At 54.2% G+C, this 19,897-nt stretch carries 22 protein-coding genes and 1 riboswitch; of the genes, 5 read left to right on the forward strand and 17 right to left on the reverse strand.

Going from position 1 to position 19,897, the window contains the following annotated elements; genetic code table 11:
• The first annotated feature begins 1,006 nt into the window (after positions 1 to 1,006).
• Complete coding sequence (locus tag QLQ17_RS00005; protein WP_283207490.1) at positions 1,007 to 1,354, forward strand: hypothetical protein; 348 nt, start codon at positions 1,007 to 1,009, stop codon at positions 1,352 to 1,354.
• Between the two features lie 608 nt (positions 1,355 to 1,962).
• Here the strand turns inward: QLQ17_RS00005 and QLQ17_RS00010 are convergent.
• From QLQ17_RS00010 to QLQ17_RS00060, 11 genes are all read right to left on the reverse strand, one after another.
• Positions 1,963 to 2,601, reverse strand: a complete 639-nt coding sequence (locus QLQ17_RS00010) for a hypothetical protein (RefSeq protein WP_283207491.1) — start codon at positions 2,599 to 2,601, stop codon at positions 1,963 to 1,965.
• 74 nt (positions 2,602 to 2,675) lie between these two features.
• Positions 2,676 to 3,104: a P-loop NTPase family protein gene (locus QLQ17_RS00015; RefSeq protein ID WP_283207492.1), complete on the reverse strand. Its 429-nt coding sequence runs from the start codon at positions 3,102 to 3,104 to the stop codon at positions 2,676 to 2,678.
• A 79-nt stretch (positions 3,105 to 3,183) separates the two neighbouring features.
• Positions 3,184 to 3,810: an FMN-binding negative transcriptional regulator gene (locus tag QLQ17_RS00020; RefSeq protein WP_283207493.1), complete on the reverse strand. Its 627-nt coding sequence runs from the start codon at positions 3,808 to 3,810 to the stop codon at positions 3,184 to 3,186.
• A gap of 156 nt (positions 3,811 to 3,966) precedes the next feature.
• The gene (locus QLQ17_RS00025; RefSeq protein ID WP_283207494.1) at positions 3,967 to 4,290 is read right to left on the reverse strand and encodes a hypothetical protein; all 324 of its coding nucleotides are present in this window, start codon (positions 4,288 to 4,290) and stop codon (positions 3,967 to 3,969) included.
• Positions 4,291 to 4,400: 110 nt separating this feature from the next.
• Positions 4,401 to 4,868, reverse strand: coding sequence for a hypothetical protein (locus QLQ17_RS00030; protein ID WP_283207495.1), 468 nt, complete (start codon positions 4,866 to 4,868; stop codon positions 4,401 to 4,403).
• On the reverse strand, positions 4,843 to 5,145 hold the full coding sequence (locus QLQ17_RS00035) for a type II toxin-antitoxin system RelE/ParE family toxin (RefSeq protein WP_283207496.1): 303 nt from the start codon (positions 5,143 to 5,145) through the stop codon (positions 4,843 to 4,845). Before QLQ17_RS00035 ends, QLQ17_RS00030 begins: the two co-directional genes overlap by 26 nt.
• Complete coding sequence (locus QLQ17_RS00040) at positions 5,133 to 5,390, reverse strand: type II toxin-antitoxin system Phd/YefM family antitoxin (protein ID WP_022992576.1); 258 nt, start codon at positions 5,388 to 5,390, stop codon at positions 5,133 to 5,135. Before QLQ17_RS00040 ends, QLQ17_RS00035 begins: the two co-directional genes overlap by 13 nt.
• A gap of 157 nt (positions 5,391 to 5,547) precedes the next feature.
• A complete protein-coding gene (locus QLQ17_RS00045) occupies positions 5,548 to 6,039 on the reverse strand; it encodes a hypothetical protein (RefSeq protein ID WP_283207497.1) in 492 nt (163 codons plus the stop codon).
• Positions 6,040 to 6,167: 128 nt separating this feature from the next.
• Positions 6,168 to 6,536 (reverse strand): DUF1304 domain-containing protein, encoded by a 369-nt coding sequence (locus QLQ17_RS00050; RefSeq protein ID WP_283207498.1) that lies wholly within the window; start codon positions 6,534 to 6,536, stop codon positions 6,168 to 6,170.
• 276 nt (positions 6,537 to 6,812) lie between these two features.
• Complete coding sequence (locus tag QLQ17_RS00055) at positions 6,813 to 8,999, reverse strand: OsmC domain/YcaO domain-containing protein (RefSeq protein ID WP_283207499.1); 2,187 nt, start codon at positions 8,997 to 8,999, stop codon at positions 6,813 to 6,815.
• Positions 9,000 to 9,092: 93 nt separating this feature from the next.
• A complete protein-coding gene (locus QLQ17_RS00060; protein ID WP_283207500.1) occupies positions 9,093 to 9,743 on the reverse strand; it encodes a glutathione S-transferase family protein in 651 nt (216 codons plus the stop codon).
• A 114-nt stretch (positions 9,744 to 9,857) separates the two neighbouring features.
• Here QLQ17_RS00060 and QLQ17_RS00065 point away from each other — a divergent pair, with 114 nt between their 5' ends.
• Entirely contained in the window at positions 9,858 to 10,142 is a 285-nt protein-coding gene (locus QLQ17_RS00065) for a YebG family protein (protein WP_283207501.1), read from the forward strand.
• Here the strand turns inward: QLQ17_RS00065 and QLQ17_RS00070 are convergent.
• From QLQ17_RS00070 to QLQ17_RS00095, 6 genes are all read right to left on the reverse strand, one after another.
• Positions 10,129 to 10,773 carry a TetR/AcrR family transcriptional regulator gene (locus tag QLQ17_RS00070; protein WP_283209015.1) on the reverse strand — a complete coding sequence of 215 codons (645 nt, stop codon included), beginning with the start codon at positions 10,771 to 10,773 and terminating at the stop codon, positions 10,129 to 10,131. The two genes, QLQ17_RS00065 and QLQ17_RS00070, sit on opposite strands and share 14 nt — an antisense overlap.
• 27 nt (positions 10,774 to 10,800) lie before the next feature.
• Entirely contained in the window at positions 10,801 to 11,562 is a 762-nt protein-coding gene (locus QLQ17_RS00075) for an SDR family NAD(P)-dependent oxidoreductase (protein ID WP_283207502.1), read from the reverse strand.
• 121 nt (positions 11,563 to 11,683) lie between these two features.
• Positions 11,684 to 12,454 (reverse strand): ABC transporter ATP-binding protein, encoded by a 771-nt coding sequence (locus QLQ17_RS00080; protein WP_283207503.1) that lies wholly within the window; start codon positions 12,452 to 12,454, stop codon positions 11,684 to 11,686.
• Positions 12,454 to 13,422, reverse strand: coding sequence for a FecCD family ABC transporter permease (locus QLQ17_RS00085; RefSeq protein WP_283207504.1), 969 nt, complete (start codon positions 13,420 to 13,422; stop codon positions 12,454 to 12,456). Before QLQ17_RS00085 ends, QLQ17_RS00080 begins: the two co-directional genes overlap by 1 nt.
• Positions 13,409 to 14,296 carry a cobalamin-binding protein gene (locus QLQ17_RS00090; RefSeq protein WP_283207505.1) on the reverse strand — a complete coding sequence of 296 codons (888 nt, stop codon included), beginning with the start codon at positions 14,294 to 14,296 and terminating at the stop codon, positions 13,409 to 13,411. The genes QLQ17_RS00085 and QLQ17_RS00090 overlap by 14 nt, the downstream gene beginning before the upstream one ends.
• Before the next feature lie 25 nt (positions 14,297 to 14,321).
• The gene (locus QLQ17_RS00095; RefSeq protein ID WP_283207506.1) at positions 14,322 to 16,133 is read right to left on the reverse strand and encodes a TonB-dependent receptor domain-containing protein; all 1,812 of its coding nucleotides are present in this window, start codon (positions 16,131 to 16,133) and stop codon (positions 14,322 to 14,324) included.
• A gap of 181 nt (positions 16,134 to 16,314) precedes the next feature.
• Positions 16,315 to 16,522: riboswitch (cobalamin riboswitch) on the reverse strand.
• 134 nt (positions 16,523 to 16,656) lie between these two features.
• Here QLQ17_RS00095 and QLQ17_RS00100 point away from each other — a divergent pair.
• Genes QLQ17_RS00100 through QLQ17_RS00110 form a run of 3 tightly spaced genes read left to right on the forward strand, consistent with a single transcriptional unit; the run spans position 16,657 to position 19,893 of the window.
• The gene (locus tag QLQ17_RS00100; protein ID WP_283207507.1) at positions 16,657 to 17,259 is read left to right on the forward strand and encodes a histidine phosphatase family protein; all 603 of its coding nucleotides are present in this window, start codon (positions 16,657 to 16,659) and stop codon (positions 17,257 to 17,259) included.
• Positions 17,260 to 17,306: 47 nt separating this feature from the next.
• Positions 17,307 to 19,178, forward strand: coding sequence for a putative nucleotidyltransferase substrate binding domain-containing protein (locus tag QLQ17_RS00105; RefSeq protein ID WP_283207508.1), 1,872 nt, complete (start codon positions 17,307 to 17,309; stop codon positions 19,176 to 19,178).
• The gene (locus QLQ17_RS00110; protein ID WP_283207509.1) at positions 19,171 to 19,893 is read left to right on the forward strand and encodes a 3'-5' exonuclease; all 723 of its coding nucleotides are present in this window, start codon (positions 19,171 to 19,173) and stop codon (positions 19,891 to 19,893) included. Before QLQ17_RS00105 ends, QLQ17_RS00110 begins: the two co-directional genes overlap by 8 nt.
• Positions 19,894 to 19,897: the final 4 nt, after the last annotated feature.

Consider the following 19,897-nt stretch of genomic DNA (forward strand, 5'->3'; position numbering starts at 1 on the left):
TGTTTGGGCAAGTCGTCATCAAGCAAGAACACACTCAACCCATTGCCTGACAATGGCTCGCTAGCGAATACGTCGACGAGCCAAAAGGGGAGTGTTCGTAAAGTCATATTGGATTCCTAACGCAAAAACAAAGCGGCGCGTCTCACGCGTCCGCCTTCCGTGACTTGTTATCCTGCGAAATACCTAGCTGCGGCACTTGTTCCAACGACGCCATAACACACGGCAAAAATCACAAAAAAACCCGTACCCACAAGACGTGCAGAACGCTGCCCATTCGCCGAATGAAACCTCGGATTAAAAAAACGAAGTGGCGGGCCCGGTCTCAACTCCAATGGCAATTTACTCTTGCTCAGCGACAAAAACGAATTCCACACGGCACTCAGGTGATAAATCGTACCTACGATCGCAGTGGGAACGATAAATACAGCCAACATTGAAGTGACAATGTGTAGAGCTATAAAAAATTCGCCGACAAAATCGGATTCTTGTCCTTTCACCAAGTCAAACAGAAACAAAACTAGAGGAGCAAACACAACCACCGCTGCAAACTGCTTGGCAAGGCGCCACAGCGAAAAAGGAAAAAATTAGGGTCGAAAAAACTTAGCATTTAAAGTCCGGATAACGCCTGCATAAGCGGCGGCCTGACAAGGCCGTCCGGTGGAGGCCCAGTAGGGCCGGAACAAACTTAATGCACTGGTTATATTACTTAGTTGGCGAAAACTGCATATGCCAACCCGAGAACAGTTACAACCAAGCCTATAACCGCAATTCGTCTGTCGAAACTATGCCACCAGGAAACGTTATCTTTCCCTAAATTTGCCAGGTACTCTCGGCCGGCTAGTGTGATTCTTGGCTCTAAATAACAGCGCCCATCATCAGAGCATGCGTCTGCACCATCGATCAATCCTGAATGGATTAGCTCCTCAAAAACTTCCATGTCGAAGCCAGAAGATTCATCGACTGTATTCGGAAGTTGGCCAGCTTCTGCTGCCTGAAGGATAGATCTATGCTCGTCCATGAAACCTCAAAGCAATATAACGCTAAAACTTTGCGGCAATTTTGGAACCGCAAAGCGGTGGAAAAATTGTCCGGCAACAGTGGATTGTTATGCGGTGTCGGCATCCGCACCACAGTTCATGCATTTTTCTGGGATCGACAAGGCACTGATAAAGCTGAAAGAAACCCCGTAACTTTCATTGCATACTTTGCACTTCATACCAGTGACGTAGTGCACCCAACCCAGACCAAAAACCAAAGCCACCAAAGGAAGCATGATGAAAATGGGCCAAACGACCTGAAAATACTCGCAGAGCTGAATCACTATAAGCTGCGGAGCGACTACTACCGGAGCTAGACCGAAAGCAACCGCAAAACTTCTAGGTCGAATATTCATGATTCCATATAACGCCAATATTCAGCGGCGGCCTGACAAGGCCGTCCGGTGGAGGCCCAAAAGGGCCGTAACGTACTGGAATGACTGGTTATGTAGCCTGCTTCACCTTTAGCCAACCTTTTCCCATCCCGAGGCCATAAGCCTCTCGGTCGTGTGGAACCAAGCCACGAAAGCCCCCAGCAAGATCGAAAGCACCGGCACAGACATCATCGCCGCAAAATTACCCTCCGGATACTCGAGCAAACTATGCAAACCTACGGGAACTGCGCTGCTAGCGAATAAAATTGAAAAGTAAGTTACGACCAGACTTTTTCTTTTTAGAAGGCTAAATCTCATTGGGCGGTCCAAAAAAGTTAGGACCGAAATAACACCTACCCCGAGAAAGGGCCATATCGCTGACCCAGCCAGAAAATAGGAAAAACTCGACAGAAGAGCAAATCCGCCGTATACACCGGGTGCCACGTTGACTTCGAAATCACGAAACCGTTTAACCATTGATATCTACATAACTGCGGTGGTAATGGGCGGCTACGGAGCGCAGCGCAGTAGGCGTCCCGTTGACCACTTGGTTAAATTTCGTTGAGGACCAGCTCTGAGAAATACAGAAACTCCGTGTTCTCCAGCTGTGCAGAACATGATGGTTTATAAGTCCCGCTTTCGTAAGCCTTCGCTGTGGAATCAAGTTGCCGAAGGTAATTTCTTTCAGCCTTTTCCAGTGATGCTTGAGATAACTTTTCATTCAGTTTTGAGGTCACACGAATGAAAAGATCTTGCCACTTCTCCGCAGCTCTCGGCTTTCCACAAATTTCTTCAGTTACCGTCATAACCGCCATTTGCGCAGAAAAAGCTTCGAAAGCTTTGGCCATCGGACCTTTCATTTGATTTGCGATTCTCACCATTTCTGTGGGAGCAGACTTCTCCTCTTCCGAGAGACCATCAACGTACTCTTTCAGTTTGGAGTGACCGGCGGGATCGCGTAAAAGCAAATCCATTTCACGATTCACTCTTGAGGCTATCGACGCTTGATGAAGAAGTTCTTGCCGTTGGTTTTCGATTGTTTCCATCAAAGCGGCGTAATCAAAACCAAGCTGGGCATCGATGTAGCTCTGAATATATTCACCCCCATTTTCGTCGCTTTCTGAAGATGAACAGGCGGTAAGTACCAATGCTAAGAACACTGAAGAAAACGTCCGTGTATATCGATTCACTCTCAACTCCGATCAAAAATTTAACGCTGAGCGCACCGGCGGCCATTTTATGGCCGTCCGCGTGCCGTGACTTGTTAAGTGCTGCTTCGGGCATCAAAAAATCCAATGCCATTCACCAGCTCTTCGATTGAATTAAATCGCTCAAGATACAAAGGAATGTCTTCGGACTTCTTGTTGAAAGGAGCCCCCTTTAACCTCTTCTTTACCAAAAAGCTCTGAATCTCACGCTTTAGCTCATCAACTCCGTATCGTTTACCTGGACGAAGAGAGAAATCGACCTTTATCGATTTGTACTCCCTCCTCCAATAGAGGCGCTGCAGCCAACTCGTGTATCCCAAATTCTCAACCTGCTCCACAAACCACTCCTGCCCATCAACGTCTATAAATCGGACGTCGTTGAAGCAACCGCTCTCAAAGTTGGCCAGCCCGCAAACCCCGAACTCTTTTTCGCCCACAGGCAAAAGGTAATCTTTATGGACTTGCAGAACGGGGGTTTTAATCATTGGTTTCACTTAACGCCTGGCTTTGCGGCAGTTTTGGAGGAGCGAAGCGACGGAAAAACCGTCCGACAACAGCTCCTGGTTAGCTGATGAACTGGGCCATGGCACGATTCTGGGTTCCTTCTCCAGTTTCCAAACCAGCTTTGACTCCGATCCGGTTCTTTTCTGGCTGATTCTGGCTTGCTTTCAATTTACCTGTCAGAGCTTCGATCTTAATCTCTACGCCAACGATGGCCTGTACCAAACGGTCGGTGAAATCCCCTGGCGCGTCATCGACAGACCAAGGAGCAGCCATTTGCGACTCATGTTGCTCTGTAAGTTGATGAAGATGATGTTTAAGCCAGCTTGAGTCCTGAATAATTTGAGCACTGCCCTCCGCATGGACAGCTAAATAGTTCCAAGTTGGAACAACTCGACCGGTTTCAGCCTTGGTTGGGTACCAGGAGGGTGAAACGTAAGCGTCTGGTCCCTTAAAAACAGCAAGTACTCGAGCGCCATCCTGCATGCGTTGCCAAACAGGGTTACTTCGAGCTAGATGACATTGAAGATTCCCTAGAGAACCGTTTGCCCCAGAGCTTAGATGGAATGGGACATGATTAGCTTCAACCCCTTCATCGTCGGCGATGATGAGCATCCCAAAGCTATAGTCGCGAATATATTGTTGAAGCTTGTCCTGGTCGTCTTCTTTGAAGTGATTGGGGATGTACACTCTGCTTTTGCTCCTGAGTAGAGTCCTTGCGCAGCTAACGCCAATATTAAGCGGCCGACTTGCCGAAGCACCGCGTAGGCAAGGCGGTCCGGTGGAGGCCCGCCAGGGCCGGAACGTACTTGAATGACTGGTTATGGGCCCCAGCACAATAGCCCTTCAAACTGCCGAATTAGATAGAGCATTAATCACCACAGCGATACCAGCAATGCTCAGTAGCACGCCATAGAACAAGGCCATTTTGTCACTAGCTGGCGCCGAAAAACGTTGGCATATGAAAAGAAATGGCTTTGCAAACGCCGCCTGCTGGAAGACATACGATGCGAAAAACCCTATTCCTAGAACCAACATCAGAACCCCAGACCATGCAGGGCCGCCAACATACACAACAAGAAAAGCCTCATCAGGACGGCTAAAAAACAGAAGCCAAATCGCCACTGCACAAAATACTGCTATACCTATGTATAAAGCGGGGTGCTTCATTCTCAACTCAACTTGAGCCTATAACGCTGAAATAAGCGGCGCCCTGACAGGGGCGTCCGGTGGAGGCCGCAGGCCGGAACTTACTTGATTGACTTGTTAACAGGCTGGACCTAACCGAGTGTACGAAGGCTGGCGCCGCACCAAAAGCAATTTGAACGCGTTTTCTTTACTTTGCGACCACAATCCGGGCAATCGCTCCCCAGAACAGGATCATACTTGCCGTCTGATCTTCCATCTCGAAGGTCAATTTGAGTCATTTTCTCTTTGAGCTGAGCTTCGGAGAAACCGGTTGTTCGCTCCAGTTCTTCGAACAACGCATGGCAGAGAAGCGAGAGGCGATCGACCTTTTCCTCTAGCTCATTGATCGAACGGAGAGCACCCTTTGCGTCAATCTGCGCATCACTGCCCCGTTTTCGATTTTCGATTATTTCTGTCTGCTGAAAAGCATCCCAAAACCAATTCACTTCGATCTCCTTATCTGTTAACGCTGAAGCGCACCGGTGACTTTGACGTAGCGAAGCGGAGACAAAGGCATCCGAGTGACGCGCTTGGTTAGCTGTTCCCAAGCATGTACGCACGAAGCTGCCGCTCCTCTCGCATGACATAGAGGACGAAAACTCGCTGCTCATCCTCGCGATAAAAAATGCGACACGGCGGAACCACTACCTCCCTGTATACCGAATTAGGAAGCTCAGGAGGAATCCGTCCGGATTGGGGAAAATTTTCCAAACGCTCGGTCTTATCGAAAACTTCCCGGACCAGATGACTTGCGGCGGCAGGATTATCCAGAGCAATGTACTCGGCGATGGCATCCAGTTCTTGAAGGGCCGGCTCCGTCCAGACTACTTCAGCCATTTACTCATTTTCTCCCTGGCCTCACTTTGGCTGTACGTTCTTCCCTCAAGTACAGCACGCTCTCCCCGTGAGAGCCCCTCAAGCAGCTCAAGTCGGCGCTGCATAAACTCGTAATCCTGCACATCGACAAGGTATGCGGATGGCTGACCATGCTCCGTGATCAGTATCGGCTCCTTAGACAAGTGCAGATCTGCCAGAATCTTTGTGGCTTGGCGCTTGAGGTTCGTAACAAGCTCAACTTTCATGGGCTCACCCTGAATCAGACTAATAGTGACACTATAGTATCACTTTTCAGGTGGGGCAATCACAGCTAACGCTGGCATAACGGGCCGATTTGTGGAGCACCAGCGGAACAAACCGGTCCCGTTGATGCACTGGTTATACGCTCCTGGGGCACGACACCTACTCCATAAAGCCGGGCGTAGTTGATTGAGTTGCAGAGCGATCCCCCGAACCTAGGCGTAGCAGATTGGAATCGCTCAACTCTTTGCTGATCTTTTGAAATTTTGGGTTGATCACTTTTCCTAGTTTTTCTAGAAGGGAGGCCATCGCGCGGTGCCTATCGGTAGCAGACGAATACTCATTACTCATGAGGACTCGTAGTATTTCTTCTGCAAATTGAACTTCATCTTCTTGGCGCACCAAGTCTGAAATTTGCCAAGCCAAATCAGATATCTTTGATTTTCTTTTTGCGGCTACTTCTTTTCGATGAATTTCTGAGCTTGCGACCCAAAAATACTCTTGAGACAAATCAAGCATTTTGAAATATATATCAGTCTGAACTTCATTAATACGGCGCTTTTTCGCCTCAGAACATTGCAAAAGATGTACTACCAAAGCGCCAACCAATGTTACGCCGACGCCGCTCAGAAAACTTAAAAGCAGATTACTCATGATCGCTTATCTTTATCGTATAACGCTTTGCTAAGCGGAAAATAATGGTTGGCTATAATCGCGAAGCGATGGCCAACTGTTATTTTTCCGTTTAAGCAAATTGTTAGCTGTAGTTACTATATCAGACATCAATTCGTGGCATTTCGTGAAGCGGCTAAAACTAAAATAAATGCTAGTAATGCTGGCAATCCCTGTGTAAAAAGGATACTTGTCTTTGCGGTGATACCACCAAATATGCCTGCAACGATTACACAGGACAAAAAGAATATTTTGATGTCGAAGCGATTCTTGAACAACCCCCAAAACAGTCCTGCAGCAAGAAAACCGTTATAAAGCCCCTGATTCATAGCAAGCACTGAAGATGACTCTGCTACCTCAGGTGTCATTGAAAATATTTTTTGTCCAATTGGGTGATTCCAAAAAAACATCTCCAATATCAAAATTCCGATATGACTTATTGCTACCAAAAACGTGAAAATGTTCGCCAATAAATTCATAGATATATACCCTTATTATTGTTCATAAATTTGAACATTACTCTTGCCTGCTGCAAACAGCTAACAGCAACTAGACCGAATTCTACGTTAATGCATAAATCTGACTTCTTCATTAATCCGCAAAAAAGCAGAACGGGTGATTAGAAAATCCCTCTAAAAACAGAGCGCTAACACAACCATAAACCATCGCGATGTAATATCGCGACTTCTGCATTTCGCGCTTTCAATAATACTGTACATCCAGGCACGCATTCTGAGCGGCCGTTCTCGCCATGTTTAGGCGGAGGCCTTCGCCGCTCGTGCTGCGTGGAGTTTCTTGTAGCTTTCGATCAGCCGCTGGTGCTTTTCCAGCCCTTCCAGCTGCATGTTGGTGGGCGTCAGGCCATGGAAGCGCACCGTGCCGTTCACCAGCCCGACCACGTCGTCCATGGTCTGGTCGCCGTACATACGTTTTAGGTTGGCGAGGTAGTCGTCAAGTTCCAGTTCATCGTCCAGGGTAATTTCCAGCACGGCGTTCACGGCGCGGTAGAACAGGTTTCGCTCCACGGTGTTGTCGTTGAACTGCAGGAACATGTCGACGAATTCCAGCGCTTCTTCTTGCCACTGCAGCGCCAGGCAAATCAGCAGTTTCAGCTCCAGGATGGTGAGCTGGCCCCACACGGTGTTCTCATCAAACTCGATGCCGATCAGGCTGATAATCGTCATGTAGTTATCGAGCTGGCTGGCTTCCAGGCGCTCGGCCAGGTCGGCCAGTTGATCGTCGCTCAGGGTGTGCAGGTTCAGGATGTCTTCGCGGTAGTCCAGTGCCATGTTGGTGTTGTCCCAGACAAGGTCTTCCACCGGGTAAACCTCGGAATAGCCCGGCACCAGGATGCGGCAGACCGGCGCGCCCAGGTCTTCGTGGGTGGCCACGTAAACTTCCTTGCCCAGATCTTCGAGGATGCCGAACAGGCCTTTGGCTTCTTCCTCATTGGTGCCCGAAAAATCCCACTCCACAAACTCCAGGTCGCTTGTCGCGCTGAAGAATCGCCAGGACACGACGCCGGTGGAGTCGATGAAGTGCTCCACAAAGTTGTTGGGTTCAGACACCGCCTGGCTGTTGAAGGTGGGCGGTGGCACGTCGTTAAGGTTTTCAAAGCTGCGGCCTTGCAGCAGCTCGGTCAGGCTGCGCTCCAGCGCCACTTCAAAGCTCGGGTGCGCGCCGAAGGAGGCAAACACGCCGCCGTTTCGAGGGTTCATGAGGGTGACGCACATCACCGGGAACTGCCCACCCAGGGAAGCGTCTTTCACCAGAATGGGGAACCCTTGAGCCTCCAGCGCGTTGATGCCCTCAACGATGTGAGGATACTTGTCCAACACGCTCTGTGGCACGTCCGGCAGGGCGATTTCTTCTTCGATAATCTGCTTTTTCACCGCCCGCTCAAAGATCTCAGACAGGCACTGCACCTCGGCCTCGGCCAGCGTGTTGCCCGCGCTCATGCCGTTACTCAAGAACAGGTTTTCGATCAGGTTTGACGGAAAGTACACCACTTCGCCGTCGGATTGGCGCACAAAGGGCAACGATACGATGCCCCGGTCGGTGCGGCCGGAGTTGGTGTCGATCAGGTTGCTGCCATGCACTTCGCCGTCCGGGTTGTAGATGGCCAGGCAGTGGTCATCCAGGATGCCGTCGGGCAGTTCGTCGTTGGGGCCGGGCTGAAACCATTTTTCATTGGGGTAGTGGACGAACTCGCTGTTCGCGATTTCCTCGCCGAAGAACTGATCGTTGTAAAAGAAGTTGCAGCTCAGGCGTTCGATGAACTCACCCAGGGCGGAGCACAACGCGCTCTCCTTGGTGGCGCCTTTGCCGTTGGTGAAGCACATGGGCGACGCGGCGTCGCGAATGTGCAGGGACCAGACGTGGGGCACGATGTTGCGCCAGGAGGCAATCTCGATCTTCATGCCCAGGTCCGCCAGGATGCCGGTCATGTTGGCAATGGTCTGCTCCAGGGGCAGGTCTTTGCCTTCGATGTAGGTGCGGGTGTCGCCCTCAGGCTTCACCATCAACAGGGCCTGGGCATCTTCGTCCAGGTTTTCGACCTGCTCTATTTCGAAAGTCGGGCCGGTCTGGACCACTTTTTTCACGGTGCAGCGGTCGATGGAACGCAGAATGCCCTGCCGGTCTTTCTCCGAGATGCCTTCGGGCAGTTCCACCTGGATCTTGAAGATCTGGTTGTACCGATTCTCCGGGTCCACGATGTTGTTCTGGGACAGGCGGATGTTTTCCGTGGGGATGTCCCGGGCCTTGCAGTAAACACGCACAAAGTAGGCGGCACACAGGGCGGACGACGCCAGAAAGTAATCAAACGGGCTGGGCGCGGAACCGTCGCCCTTGTAGCGGATGGGCTGGTCGGTCACCACGGTGAAATCGTCAAACTTGGCTTCAAGTCTGAGGTTGTCGAGGAAGTTGACGTTGATTTCCATGTTCGAGCTACCCGGATTGGAGAGTGTGGCGGTACGCCGTTTTCAGTGCCCGCCATTATCCAGTTTTTAGGGGTGCTCGTCTTGTTCGCCTGATCAGGCCCCCGCTTCGTCGGCTTCGACGATTTCGGTCTCTTCCCGGCCGGCCTGTACCCACGCCTGCATGGCCTCCGAGTTCAGCACCTGCTGCTGGTAGGCACGAGCCGTGTCGGACAAGGCCACCCCGTAGGTGACAAACCGCGAAGTCACCGGGGCAAACATACAGTCCGCAATGGAGAATTCACCGAACAGCCATGAGCCATTGGCACCGTATTTCTGGCGGTAATGACTCCACAGGCTGTCTACGCGCGCAATCTCCTGTTCCAGTTCCGGCGTCATGGGAACACTGCGCCCCGTCGCGCGGCAGTTCATGGGCATCTGCCCCCGAATGGCTGACAGGCCAGAGTGCATTTCAGCGCTGACGGCCCTCGCCTCTGCCCGGGCGTTGATGTCGGCCGGCCAGCCGCGATTCTCAAGGTATTTTTCCGACACGTATTCGCAAATGGCCAGGGAATCCCACACGGTCAGATCGCCATCTTTCAACACCGGCACCTTGCCCGCCGCAGAGGCCTTCAGAATGCGGTCCTTGGTTCCCGGCTCGTCCAGTGGGATGCGTTCCTCGTCGAAGGCCAATTGGTGATGGGCCATCAATAACCAGGGCCTGAGCGACCAGGAGGAGTAATTCTTGTTACCGATGATCAGTTTCATTGCACCGAGTCCTTGTGGCTGTATTTATGTACAGTATTAATGGTAGGATTCCGCCAGATCAGTGAGTCCCGTTCAACATACCTACAGACGGGATGCTAACAGGAGATTAGGCTCATGGCTGTAAAGGCGCTTTATTTTTCAGAGAGGGACGGGCAGGACATGGCATTGAAAAACCCGGAAAAAATGCTGTTCGCGAACAAGGCAGACGCCGACGCCCGGGACAAAATGCTGGAGCTGTCCGAGGAAGTGATGATGTTCCTCAAGGCCAAGGTGAAGGATCTGTCTGACGAACACGCCGAGCAGTGTGCGCTAGCCATTGCGGAAGAAAAAGACCTGTTCCTGAAGGCTCTGAAAAAGCCGTCATTACTGAATCAGTCTGAAGATGCTAGCGGCGAATAAAGGCGTCGGTTAGCAGGCGAAGGTGCTGCCCCAGCGCGGCAGAAAAATCCATCTGGAAGACGGTCAGCGGCTCCACCTGTATCGCCTTGCGCGCAGGCTCCGGCGGATGAGACATGTGCCAGCAGCCAATCAGCGCCTGCTGGCATTGCAGCAGATAGGCCAGACAACTCGCTTCGTCTTTGCCGGTGGCGGCGCCGATCACCGCCGTCATGCGTTGAGACTCGGTCAACAGGAACAGCTTGAATTCACGCGCTTCCTGCTCGCTCAGGCCGGTTTCCAGGGCAATGTGCAGAATGGCGGTGAGGCCACAGAACACCGGATGGGCCAATAGCCGATCCGCAAACCGGGCCGGAAATCCTTCCGGCCCCAGCCCTTCCACATCGTCAACCCAGGCGGTCATGGCGCGGCGGTATACGGCAATAAACAGCAATTCCTTGCTGCGGAAATAGCGGTACAACGCCGCTTTGGTCAGCCCGGTTTCCCGGGCGACGTCGGCCAACGTCAGGCCGTGATAGCGATGCGCCAGAAACAGCGCTTCTGCGGCATCCAGAATTTGTTGTTCCCGCTGGGCCTTGTCAGACTCTGACCGGGCCCGCTGCTTACCACCACACAGTACGTGCTTCAAAACCACCTCAAATCGCTGAACCAATCATCGGAATCAGGCCTGCAGCCAACCCGCCAGCTTGCGCGTGACGGCTCGAGGCGAGAGTTTACCAGACCAGATCATCAGAACATTGCGAAGGCCCGGAATGACGATGGCTCTGCGTCGTTGAGCGAGCGATTTTTTTACCACGGCCTCAGCGGTCATGGTGCCTGCCTTGAACAGCTTGGTGTCCGTCATATGAGCCTCTTGGGCGAACTCGGAGTCGGTAGCACCGGGGCACAGTGCACTGACGGCCACGCCGCTATTTCGCAATTCCTCGTGCAAAGCTTCGGAAAACGACAGCACAAACGCCTTGGTGGCGTAGTAAATAGCCATGTTCGGCCCCGCCTGGAAGGCCGCCGTGGACGCCACGTTGATGATAAAGCTGCCGGCGTTCTGGCGAAGGTGAGGCAGCAGTTGCCAGGTCAGCGCCACAAGCGATGTCACATTCACCTGGATCATCGAAAGCTGCCGCTCAAGGCTCAGTTCGGCAAACGCGCCACGGTCCCCAAATCCGGCGTTGTTGATCAGCCCGGAGAGACCCCAGCCGCCCTCGACAATTTGACGGGCCAGCGCTTCCGCGCCCGTGGGTTCCGCAAGATCGGCCTTTAACACAACGGCGTCGACACCGTGTTGCTGTTTCAATTCGGCGGCCAGCTCGTTCAACCGCTCCTCTCGACGGGCGACCAGAATCAGGTTCTGATTCTCTGCAGCCAGAGCCCGGGCGAAGGTTTCTCCAATGCCGGCACTGGCGCCGGTGATGACAACGTACGACATGCTTTCCTCCAAATAAGTAACCAATGGTTACTTAATATAAGGAGACAACGCGGGATTGTAAATAACCATGGGTTACTTATTTTGTAACAGAGTGGAATAAGCCCGGTTCCGAAACAGGCAATCAGCGGGAGACCGGCACAAACACCGGCGCACCATCGGCTTCAACGGTCACCAGTTTCTGACCGTAAAGGCGCTCGAGCACGGACGGCACCAGCATGTCGCCAGCCGGCCCCCAGCAGGCGTCGCCATCCGGGAATAGCAAAAGAATGTGATCGCACCAGCGGGCCGCCAGGTTCAGATCGTGAAGGCACATGAAAATGGACCGGCCCTGCCGGGCCTGTTTGGCGAGCAATTCCAGAACCGACACCTGATGATGCAGGTCCAGATGGTTGGTGGGTTCGTCCAGCAGCCAGGTATCCGGCGCTTGCGTCAGCACGGTGGCGATGGCGACTCGCTGGCGCTCACCGCCCGATAAGGTACTGACAAGTCGAGCTTGCAAATGAGCAACGTCCATTGCCTTGAGGGCTTCCAGGGCCAGCCGTTCATCATCCCCACTTTCCATTTGCCAGGGTGCCAGCCAGGGATGGCGACCAATCAAAGCCGTTTCCAGAACGGTGGCCGGGAAGCCATCCTGCTGGTCCTGAAACACCAACCCCAGTTGCTGCGCCACCTGCCTGCGCTTCCAGTCCGTCAGCGACTGTTCGCCCAGACAGACCGCACCGCTGCGCGGAGGGCGCAAACCGGCCAGAGTATGCAACAGAGTGGTTTTGCCTGCGCCATTGGGGCCAAGAACGCCCCAGACCTGCCCGGATTCAACCGAAAAGTTCATGGGCTGCCCACCGCTGCGGCCCGGAACGTCAATCACCAGCTGTCGAGTCTTCAGCGAATTCATCAGCGGCTCCGGTACAACAGGTAAAGGAACATAGGCACACCCAGCAAGGCGGTAATGACGCCCACCGGCAATTGCTCGGGCGCAATCACCACTCTGGCCAGTGCATCTGCCAGCACCAGAAGGGCACCGCCGGCGAGCGCGCAGGCTGGAAGGATCAGCCGCTGATCATTGCCCAATACAAGGCGCAGCATGTGAGGCACAACCAGACCAACAAAACCAACACTGCCGGCCATGGTGACAGCCGTCGCGGTCAGCAGACTGGCCAGGATGTAAATCAGCCACTCCAGCTTGCGAACAGAGACACCCAACGTTGCCGCCTGCATCGGCCCCCGAGCCAAAACGTTCAGGCTTCTCCCGATGGGAACCAGCAACAAACAGACAGCCACCAGCAAAATCAGGCCAGGCGCCGGTTTTGCGGCGGGCGAGATGTCACCCATCAACCAATACAGCATACCCGGCAGCTGTCTTGCGGGGCTCATGGCCAGTATCAAGGTGATGGCGGCGCCCCACCCTGCGGCAACCACCACGCCGGTCAACAGCAGTCTGGATGGCGTCCAGCTACCAGTGCCATGAGCCAGCCCAAACACCAGGAACGTGGCCAACAGCGCCCCGGCAAAGGCCGAGCCGGATATCAAAGTGCCCGTAACTCCCGCCAACATCGCCAGCAACGCACCCACTGCTGCGCCACCTGACAGGCCAAGCACGTAAGGATCCGCCAGCGGGTTCCTCAGTAGCACCTGCATCAGGGCGCCAGCCACGGCCAATAACCCCCCGGTCGCAAAACCGGTGAGCGTGCGCGGTAAACGAAGCTCCAGCACCAGCGTTTGCTGCAAAGGAGTGCCAGACCCCGTCAGCACGGCCCAGGTATCAGAGCAAGACAGGGAAGCGCTGCCAATACTCAATGACAGCAAGATGCAAAGCAGGCTCAGCAGTGTGAGCACAATCAATGCACGGCTATAACTGACCACGAGCACGCTCCAGAACCTGGCAGAACTCAACGGCGCCGTCATACATTCGCAGGGTCGGACGCTGAATCAGTGACGGCGACACCAGAAACAGGTTGTCTGCCTGGACTGCCGACAGCTCGGGAAATTGTCGCCACTCATCCAGCCATCGCTGATCGTTTTGATCTTTGCCACCAGTGATGACCACGGAGGGGTTGGCCTGCAATACAGCTTCGGTGCTGATTCGCGGCACAAGGCGCGTCAGATCGCCAAACACATTCTGCCCACCGCACAGGTTGATCACCCGGCCGATCAGTTCCTGATCGTTAATGGTCATCAATGGCTGATGCCACACCTGATAGAACACAGAGATGGGTTCGGCGTCGGCGTAGTGCTGTTCAAGCTGAGCCATCTGGGCCCGGAAACGATCCGCCCGCTGTGACCCAACACTGTCGTGGCCTGTTAGCAAAGCCAGTTGCTCCACTGCATGCGCGATGTCGTCAAAGGTTCGCGGTTCCAGCCAGAACACAGGGATGCCAAGGGCCTCGATTCGCTCGAGTTGCGGGGCGGAGTTGCCGTCTGTCCAGGCCACGACCAGATCCGGCTCAAGAGACACAATGGCTTCCAGATCCAACCGGTTGCTGTCGCCAACCTGAGGCAGGTTTTCAGCGGCTGGCGGGTAGTCGCTCCAGGCACTGACAGCAATGACATCGTTACCGGCGCCAGCTGAGAACAGCAGCTCTGTGGCGCCGGGGGATAGAGAGACGATACGGCCGGCCGGGGTATCTAGGCACACCTGTCGATCCCTTGCATCGGAGGCACAAAGGGACTCGGCAAAGGTTGGAAGACTCCATAGGAGACTGACCAACAGAAAATAGCCGAGCCGGGGTATCGTCATATCATCACTCCACGGTCAGCAGCGTTTACAGCTGAAAGTCATACCGCAGCGAAGCCATGTAGGTCCGGCCTGCGTTGACGTAGTTGATAGGCGCAATGTAGGTGCCCAATTTGCGCTCTTTGTCGAGAACGTTCTCGACGCTCAAGCGCAACTCCAATCCTTTGGTGAGCATGGCACCACCACGCAGGTCCCACGCCCCGTATCCCGGAATCCGGCTTACGCCGTCTCTATCCAGTCTTTCGTTTTCAGCACGGACAGTGGAGCCAACATAGTAACGACCGAAGTCTTTATCGACATCCAGAGAAGCGGATTGCTCTGATCGATTGACCAGATCCTTGCCGGTCTCGGTATTCTTGAAGTCACCCGCACTGAGAGTAAGCTCAATGGACCAACCATGGTCCGCCCAGCCAGCAACCGCTTCCACGCCCCTCAAATCGGCTTGATCTACGTTTTCACTGGGCTGGGGGAAAAACGAGACGATCAGGTTTTCCACGTCGCTTTGATAAACAGTCATACCCCAGAACCAGTTGGCTGTTGTTTTTTCCAGGCCGACCTCGTAACTCGTCGCCTCTTCTGGCTCAAGGTCCGGGTTCGCTCCCCCGAAGGGCGAGTATAAATCATTAAACGTGGGTGCCTTGAATGACGTTCCTGCATTTACCCGGAAGCGATAGCCCGCGCCGAACCGATAGCCAAATGCAGCGCCCCACGTCTCATTGGTTCCATAGGCTTCGTTGTCGTCCGTTCTTGCACTGAGATTGAGACTTGTCGGCCCAAAGTTCAAAAGCGCTTGCGCAAAATACGCATCGTTTCTACGAGTATCTTCAACGTACGTCGTTGAGCCAAGCACCTGATCTGTCATGGTTTCGGCGCCGACTACAAACTCATGAACATCCGCCACAAACCAGTTTTCCAGACGCGACGTTCGAGTTTTGCTGTCCAGATCCGTTGCCCCGAAAGAACTGAAAAACGTTTGTTCATCGCGAGCATCGGAGAGTTCAATTGAGGAACGCCAATAGTCGTTAATAGGCAGTTCCACAGCAGCTCCAGCCGTTTGGAACACGAAATCCTTGCTGCCGCCTTCGTATTCAACGTCACCCTCGGAGCCCAGCGCGGTCACATTCACTTTCACGCCGTTGTCGAAAGTCTGGCTGGCATTAAAGGTTCCCGCTTCGTTTCGGTAACGCTTACTATCTCCCTGCTCAACAACAGGCGACCCGTCGGTCACAAACCGGGTAACACCTGCGTTGATCGAACTGTTGCTATCAACTGATGCCGCACCCACGCTGTATTGCTGAGTGTCCAGATTCCCGGCACCGGCCTCTACCCAACCGGTCGATCCCTCATCCTGAGGCGTTGTGAAAATCTGGATAACACCGCCCATCGCATCTGAACCGTATAGGCTGCTGCGGCCGCCTCGAATGATTTCCACTCTATTCACGAGCGACTGGGGCACCGCGTCCCACGCAGGAATGCCGGTCGTTGCTGAGCGTATCCGTATACCGTTGACCAATAGGACCGTGCCATCGGACTCGTGTCCACGTAGATACACCGAGGTTTGCTGCCCTATGCCACCGCTGTTCTGAACAGAAACACCCGGTTCCGCCCGAATGACATCGCTGAATTGCTTGGGTTGTTGGCGCCGAATCTCCTCTTGCTCAATCGTTGTCACAGAGGAGAGGTCTTCGCCAATCGTTTTTGGGCCAAGTGGCGCGGTGACAACAATTGTTTCGAGTTCTGCGGAATCCTCGTCTTGCTCGTCGGCTATCAGAGGGTTGGCGTGGAAGGCAAGAACGAATGCCAGGCTCCAAATCAGATGGGTCTGTGTTGTTTCTTTCATGAATAGCACTCTCGCATGGTTGACGCGCACCCGCGTGAACCGTTGAACAAATCCGCGAAAGGCAATGAGCAGACCGACCGGTTTTCGTCGGCGAACATCAGGATCTCGGAAGGCGGGCAGAAAAGGAAATGCGCGGAAAACCACAGACAAGCCTGTCACCCACCCACGCAGCCCTCCGCAGCGTCTGGTGTGTTGACAGGCCGGTCTCCGGGCTCACGAGCGGGCGATTGTCGGGCCCTGAGCGATCACCTTCCCATGCATTAGCACAGTGGCGCGTTTGATCGCTGTTGTCTCGTTTACCGTTGCGGGGGCAGCGCCGGACTCATACCGGCTTCCCGTTTCACTGTGGCGCAGCTTTGCGCATCAGCACCTGAAAACTGGGCGAGAGGCTATCAACCGGCCCGTGAACCGTCAATGTAATTCGACGTACCTGTGAAGCTGGCGTTAATTCTGGTATCACTCTGTGTTTCACGCATGCTGTTACCTGCGCGCCAGGCGAACCCAATGCAGAGGGCCTTCGAACATGAAGACAAAAACCACCATTTTCGACCTCATCCGCCATGGCGAACCGCAAGGTGGCCAGATGTTCAGGGGCAGCAAAGACGATCCTCTGAGCGACACAGGCTGGCAACAAATGCGTGGGGCGATCGCAGACGAGGAAAGCTGGGACCTGGTGCTGTCTTCCCCTTTGCTTCGCTGTCAGGAATTCGCCAGAGAGCTGGCTGGTCAGCGGGGCATTCCTCTGGAGATCGAGGAGCGTTTCCGGGAACTGCATTTTGGTGACTGGGAAGGCCGTACGGCGGCAGAGATACTCGAACACACGCCAGAGGCGCTCAGGCAGTTCTGGAGTAATCCGGTCGTTCACGCGCCGCCAGGCGGCGAAGCGCTGGGTGACTTCAGCATTCGTATTCGCGAAAGCTGGCAGGACTGGCAGCGAAGGGCCGAGGGCAAGAAGGTTCTGTTGGTCTGTCACGGTGGCGTAATCGGCATGCTGCTGGCAGAGGTCATGAGCATTCCCCTGGAGCGCTCATTTTCGGCCATCAAGGTGCCCTATGCCTGTCGTAGCCGCCTTCAGATAGACACTTCCGATAAAGGCGTGATGTGTGGTCTAGTCAGCCATGGGTAGACGAATGCTATGCTTGTGGCTGAACCGGCGCAAAAAGGACACAGGTAATGCAGGCAGAGCTGATCGAAATCCGGAATCACATGGTGCAGCACGCGCCCTTTGACGAACTGCCCACGGAAATGATGGACAAGGTCGTCGCCGGTATTGAAATTACCTATTTCCAGGCCGGCACCGACATTCTGGAGTTGGGGCAGAACAACAACTATCTCCATTACGTTCGCAGTGGCGCCGTAGAAATCTTCCGGCGCAGTGGAGAATTGTACAACCGGGTCACCGAAGGTGAAATCTTTGGCCAGATCGGCCTGATGATGAATCGCACGGTTCGTTTCCCGGCTCGGGCCATCGAAGACACGCTCGTATACCAGATACCGTTTGAGCTGTTCCAGTACCTGCTGCAAAGCGAGGAATTCACTGATTTCGTTGAGATCGAAGACCGCTCACGCCTGCGCAGCGCCAACTCCCGCCGGGAGAAATCCAACCAGTTGATGACGGCAAAAGTCACCCGCCTGATCAACCGCGCTCCGGTCATTGTCCCGAACACGGTGCGGCTGCAAGAGGCGGCCAGAGTTATGACGGAACACGGCGTGTCCGCCCTGCCACTGATGGATGAAAGTGGCGACAAGCCCAGACTTTGCGGCATCGTTACAGACCGGGATCTGCGCACACGCGCTCTGACGCACGCATTGCCCTCTGAGACGCCCATCAGCGACATCATGAGCACGGATGTCACCACGACCCATTCCAACGCTTTCATTTTCGAAGCGATGCTGACCATGCTGCACAACAACGTGCATCATCTGCCAGTCATGGACGGCGACACCGTTCGAGGCGTTATCGCACTGTCAGACATCATCAAACACGAATCCCAGAGCAGCCTGTACCTGGTTAGCAATATTTATCATCAGCACGATGTGAAAGGGCTCAAGAAGCTGAGCAAGGACGTCCCGGATACCTTCGTGCGTATGGTTAACGAGGACGCGAACTCCCACATGATCGGCAGTGCCATGGCAGGCATCGGCCGCAGTTTCAGCCAGCGACTGCTAGAGCTGGGTGAAGAAAAGCTGGGTCCGCCGCCGGTACCCTATTGCTTCATGGCGCTGGGTTCGATGGCGAGGGACGAACAGCTGGTCGTCACCGACCAGGACAATGCCATGGTGCTGGACGATTCGTTCATTCCTGAAGAGCACGACGCTTACTTTAAAGCATTGGCCAAGTTCGTCAGCGACGGCCTTGCAGAGTGCGGTTACACCTACTGCACCGGCGACATTATGGCCACCAACGATAAATGGCGGCAGCCGCTGAAGGTCTGGAAGGAATACTTTGCAGACTGGATCGATAACCCCAAGGCCGAGGCGCTGCTAAACAGCAATATCTTCTTTGACCTTGAGGGGATCTACGGCGAAACCCGGTTCACTGACGAATTGCAGGAATTCGTTGCCAAAAGGGCGAGCGGGAACCCTAGATTCCTGGCCATGATGGCCAGAAACGCCCTTGGGCGAACTCCGCCGTTAGGCTTCTTCCGGCAGTTTGTGATGGAAGAGGACGGCAAACACAACAAAACCTTCAACCTCAAGCGCCGGGGCACCGCGCCCATGTCGGATCTGATCCGGATTCATGCGCTGGCCTGCGGATCTCGCGCCCAAAATACGTTCAATCGCCTGAAAGCGATCGGGGCCACCGAGCTGATTCCCGAAGATGGCGTAGATAACCTGCGGGATGCGTTCGAATTCATTGCCATCGTCCGAATCCGCCATCAGGCACTGGCCATCGAAGCCGGCCGCAAACCAGACAACAACGTTCGCCCCGAAGACCTGTCGCCCTTCGAGCGCAGCCACCTCAAAGACGCTTTCCAGGTGGTGAACCAGGCTCAAAAATTCCTGCGCTTCCGCTACAACGCAGGGGCGGTACGCAATGCCTGAAGACAATCAACAAACAGAGCAGCAACTGTCCTGGCCAGAGCGTTTGGCAGAGCTTGCCAATTCGTCAAACGATGAACGGCTGAAACGCTTTTACGAAGCAGGGTGCGTGGATGCCGATACCGCCATCAAAGACGTACCAATGGTGGCGCTGGATTTTGAAACCACGGGCCTGGATCCCAATCAGCACTCCATTGTCAGCATCGGCCTGGTCCCTTTCACGGTGGACAGAGTGATGCTGTCCGGCGCCCGCCATTGGCTGGTCAAACCGGCATTGCCGTTGCATCAAACGTCCATTACCGTCCACGGCATTACGCACAGCGACATTGATCAGGCACCCGATCTGAACGAGGTGTTGGGGGACATTCTGGACAATCTGAAAGGCCGAATTCCGGTGGTTCATTTTCGAGCGATTGAAAGGCCCTTCCTGAATGTGGCCATGAACTGGCGAACCGGCGAAGGGATTACCTTTCCGCTGTTGGACACTATGGCCATTGAAGCGCACCTGCACCCGGATCGGTCACTGAATTTCTGGCAGAAGCTTCTGGGCAAGCAACCGATATCGATCCGGTTGGCGGACAGCCGATCGCGTTACGGTTTACCCCATTATCCACCCCACAATGCGGTGGTGGATGCCCTGGCCACTGCTGAGCTGCTGATGGCCCAGATGCGGCATCACTTTTCGCCAGAGACCCGCATCGGGGATCTCTGGCTGTGAGCCG

Source organism: Marinobacter sp. CHS3-4 (assembly GCF_030053415.1).
GTDB lineage: Bacteria > Pseudomonadota > Gammaproteobacteria > Pseudomonadales > Oleiphilaceae > Marinobacter.

Coding starts and splice junctions, on each gene's coding strand:
- QLQ17_RS00110 (WP_283207509.1), top strand. CDS start 19,171: ATGCCTGAAGACAATCAACAAACAGAGCAGCAACTGTCCTGGCCAGAG.
- QLQ17_RS00095 (WP_283207506.1), bottom strand. CDS start 16,133: ATGAAAGAAACAACACAGACCCATCTGATTTGGAGCCTGGCATTCGTT.
- QLQ17_RS00040 (WP_022992576.1), bottom strand. CDS start 5,390: ATGAAAGTTGAGCTTGTTACGAACCTCAAGCGCCAAGCCACAAAGATT.
- QLQ17_RS00100 (WP_283207507.1), top strand. CDS start 16,657: ATGAAGACAAAAACCACCATTTTCGACCTCATCCGCCATGGCGAACCG.
- QLQ17_RS00060 (WP_283207500.1), bottom strand. CDS start 9,743: ATGAAACTGATCATCGGTAACAAGAATTACTCCTCCTGGTCGCTCAGG.
- QLQ17_RS00105 (WP_283207508.1), top strand. CDS start 17,307: ATGCAGGCAGAGCTGATCGAAATCCGGAATCACATGGTGCAGCACGCG.
- QLQ17_RS00075 (WP_283207502.1), bottom strand. CDS start 11,562: ATGTCGTACGTTGTCATCACCGGCGCCAGTGCCGGCATTGGAGAAACC.
- QLQ17_RS00050 (WP_283207498.1), bottom strand. CDS start 6,536: ATGAATTTATTGGCGAACATTTTCACGTTTTTGGTAGCAATAAGTCAT.
- QLQ17_RS00005 (WP_283207490.1), top strand. CDS start 1,007: ATGCTCGTCCATGAAACCTCAAAGCAATATAACGCTAAAACTTTGCGG.
- QLQ17_RS00055 (WP_283207499.1), bottom strand. CDS start 8,999: ATGGAAATCAACGTCAACTTCCTCGACAACCTCAGACTTGAAGCCAAG.
- QLQ17_RS00015 (WP_283207492.1), bottom strand. CDS start 3,104: ATGATTAAAACCCCCGTTCTGCAAGTCCATAAAGATTACCTTTTGCCT.
- QLQ17_RS00025 (WP_283207494.1), bottom strand. CDS start 4,290: ATGAAGCACCCCGCTTTATACATAGGTATAGCAGTATTTTGTGCAGTG.
- QLQ17_RS00080 (WP_283207503.1), bottom strand. CDS start 12,454: ATGAATTCGCTGAAGACTCGACAGCTGGTGATTGACGTTCCGGGCCGC.
- QLQ17_RS00045 (WP_283207497.1), bottom strand. CDS start 6,039: ATGAGTAATCTGCTTTTAAGTTTTCTGAGCGGCGTCGGCGTAACATTG.
- QLQ17_RS00065 (WP_283207501.1), top strand. CDS start 9,858: ATGGCTGTAAAGGCGCTTTATTTTTCAGAGAGGGACGGGCAGGACATG.
- QLQ17_RS00035 (WP_283207496.1), bottom strand. CDS start 5,145: ATGGCTGAAGTAGTCTGGACGGAGCCGGCCCTTCAAGAACTGGATGCC.
- QLQ17_RS00090 (WP_283207505.1), bottom strand. CDS start 14,296: ATGACGATACCCCGGCTCGGCTATTTTCTGTTGGTCAGTCTCCTATGG.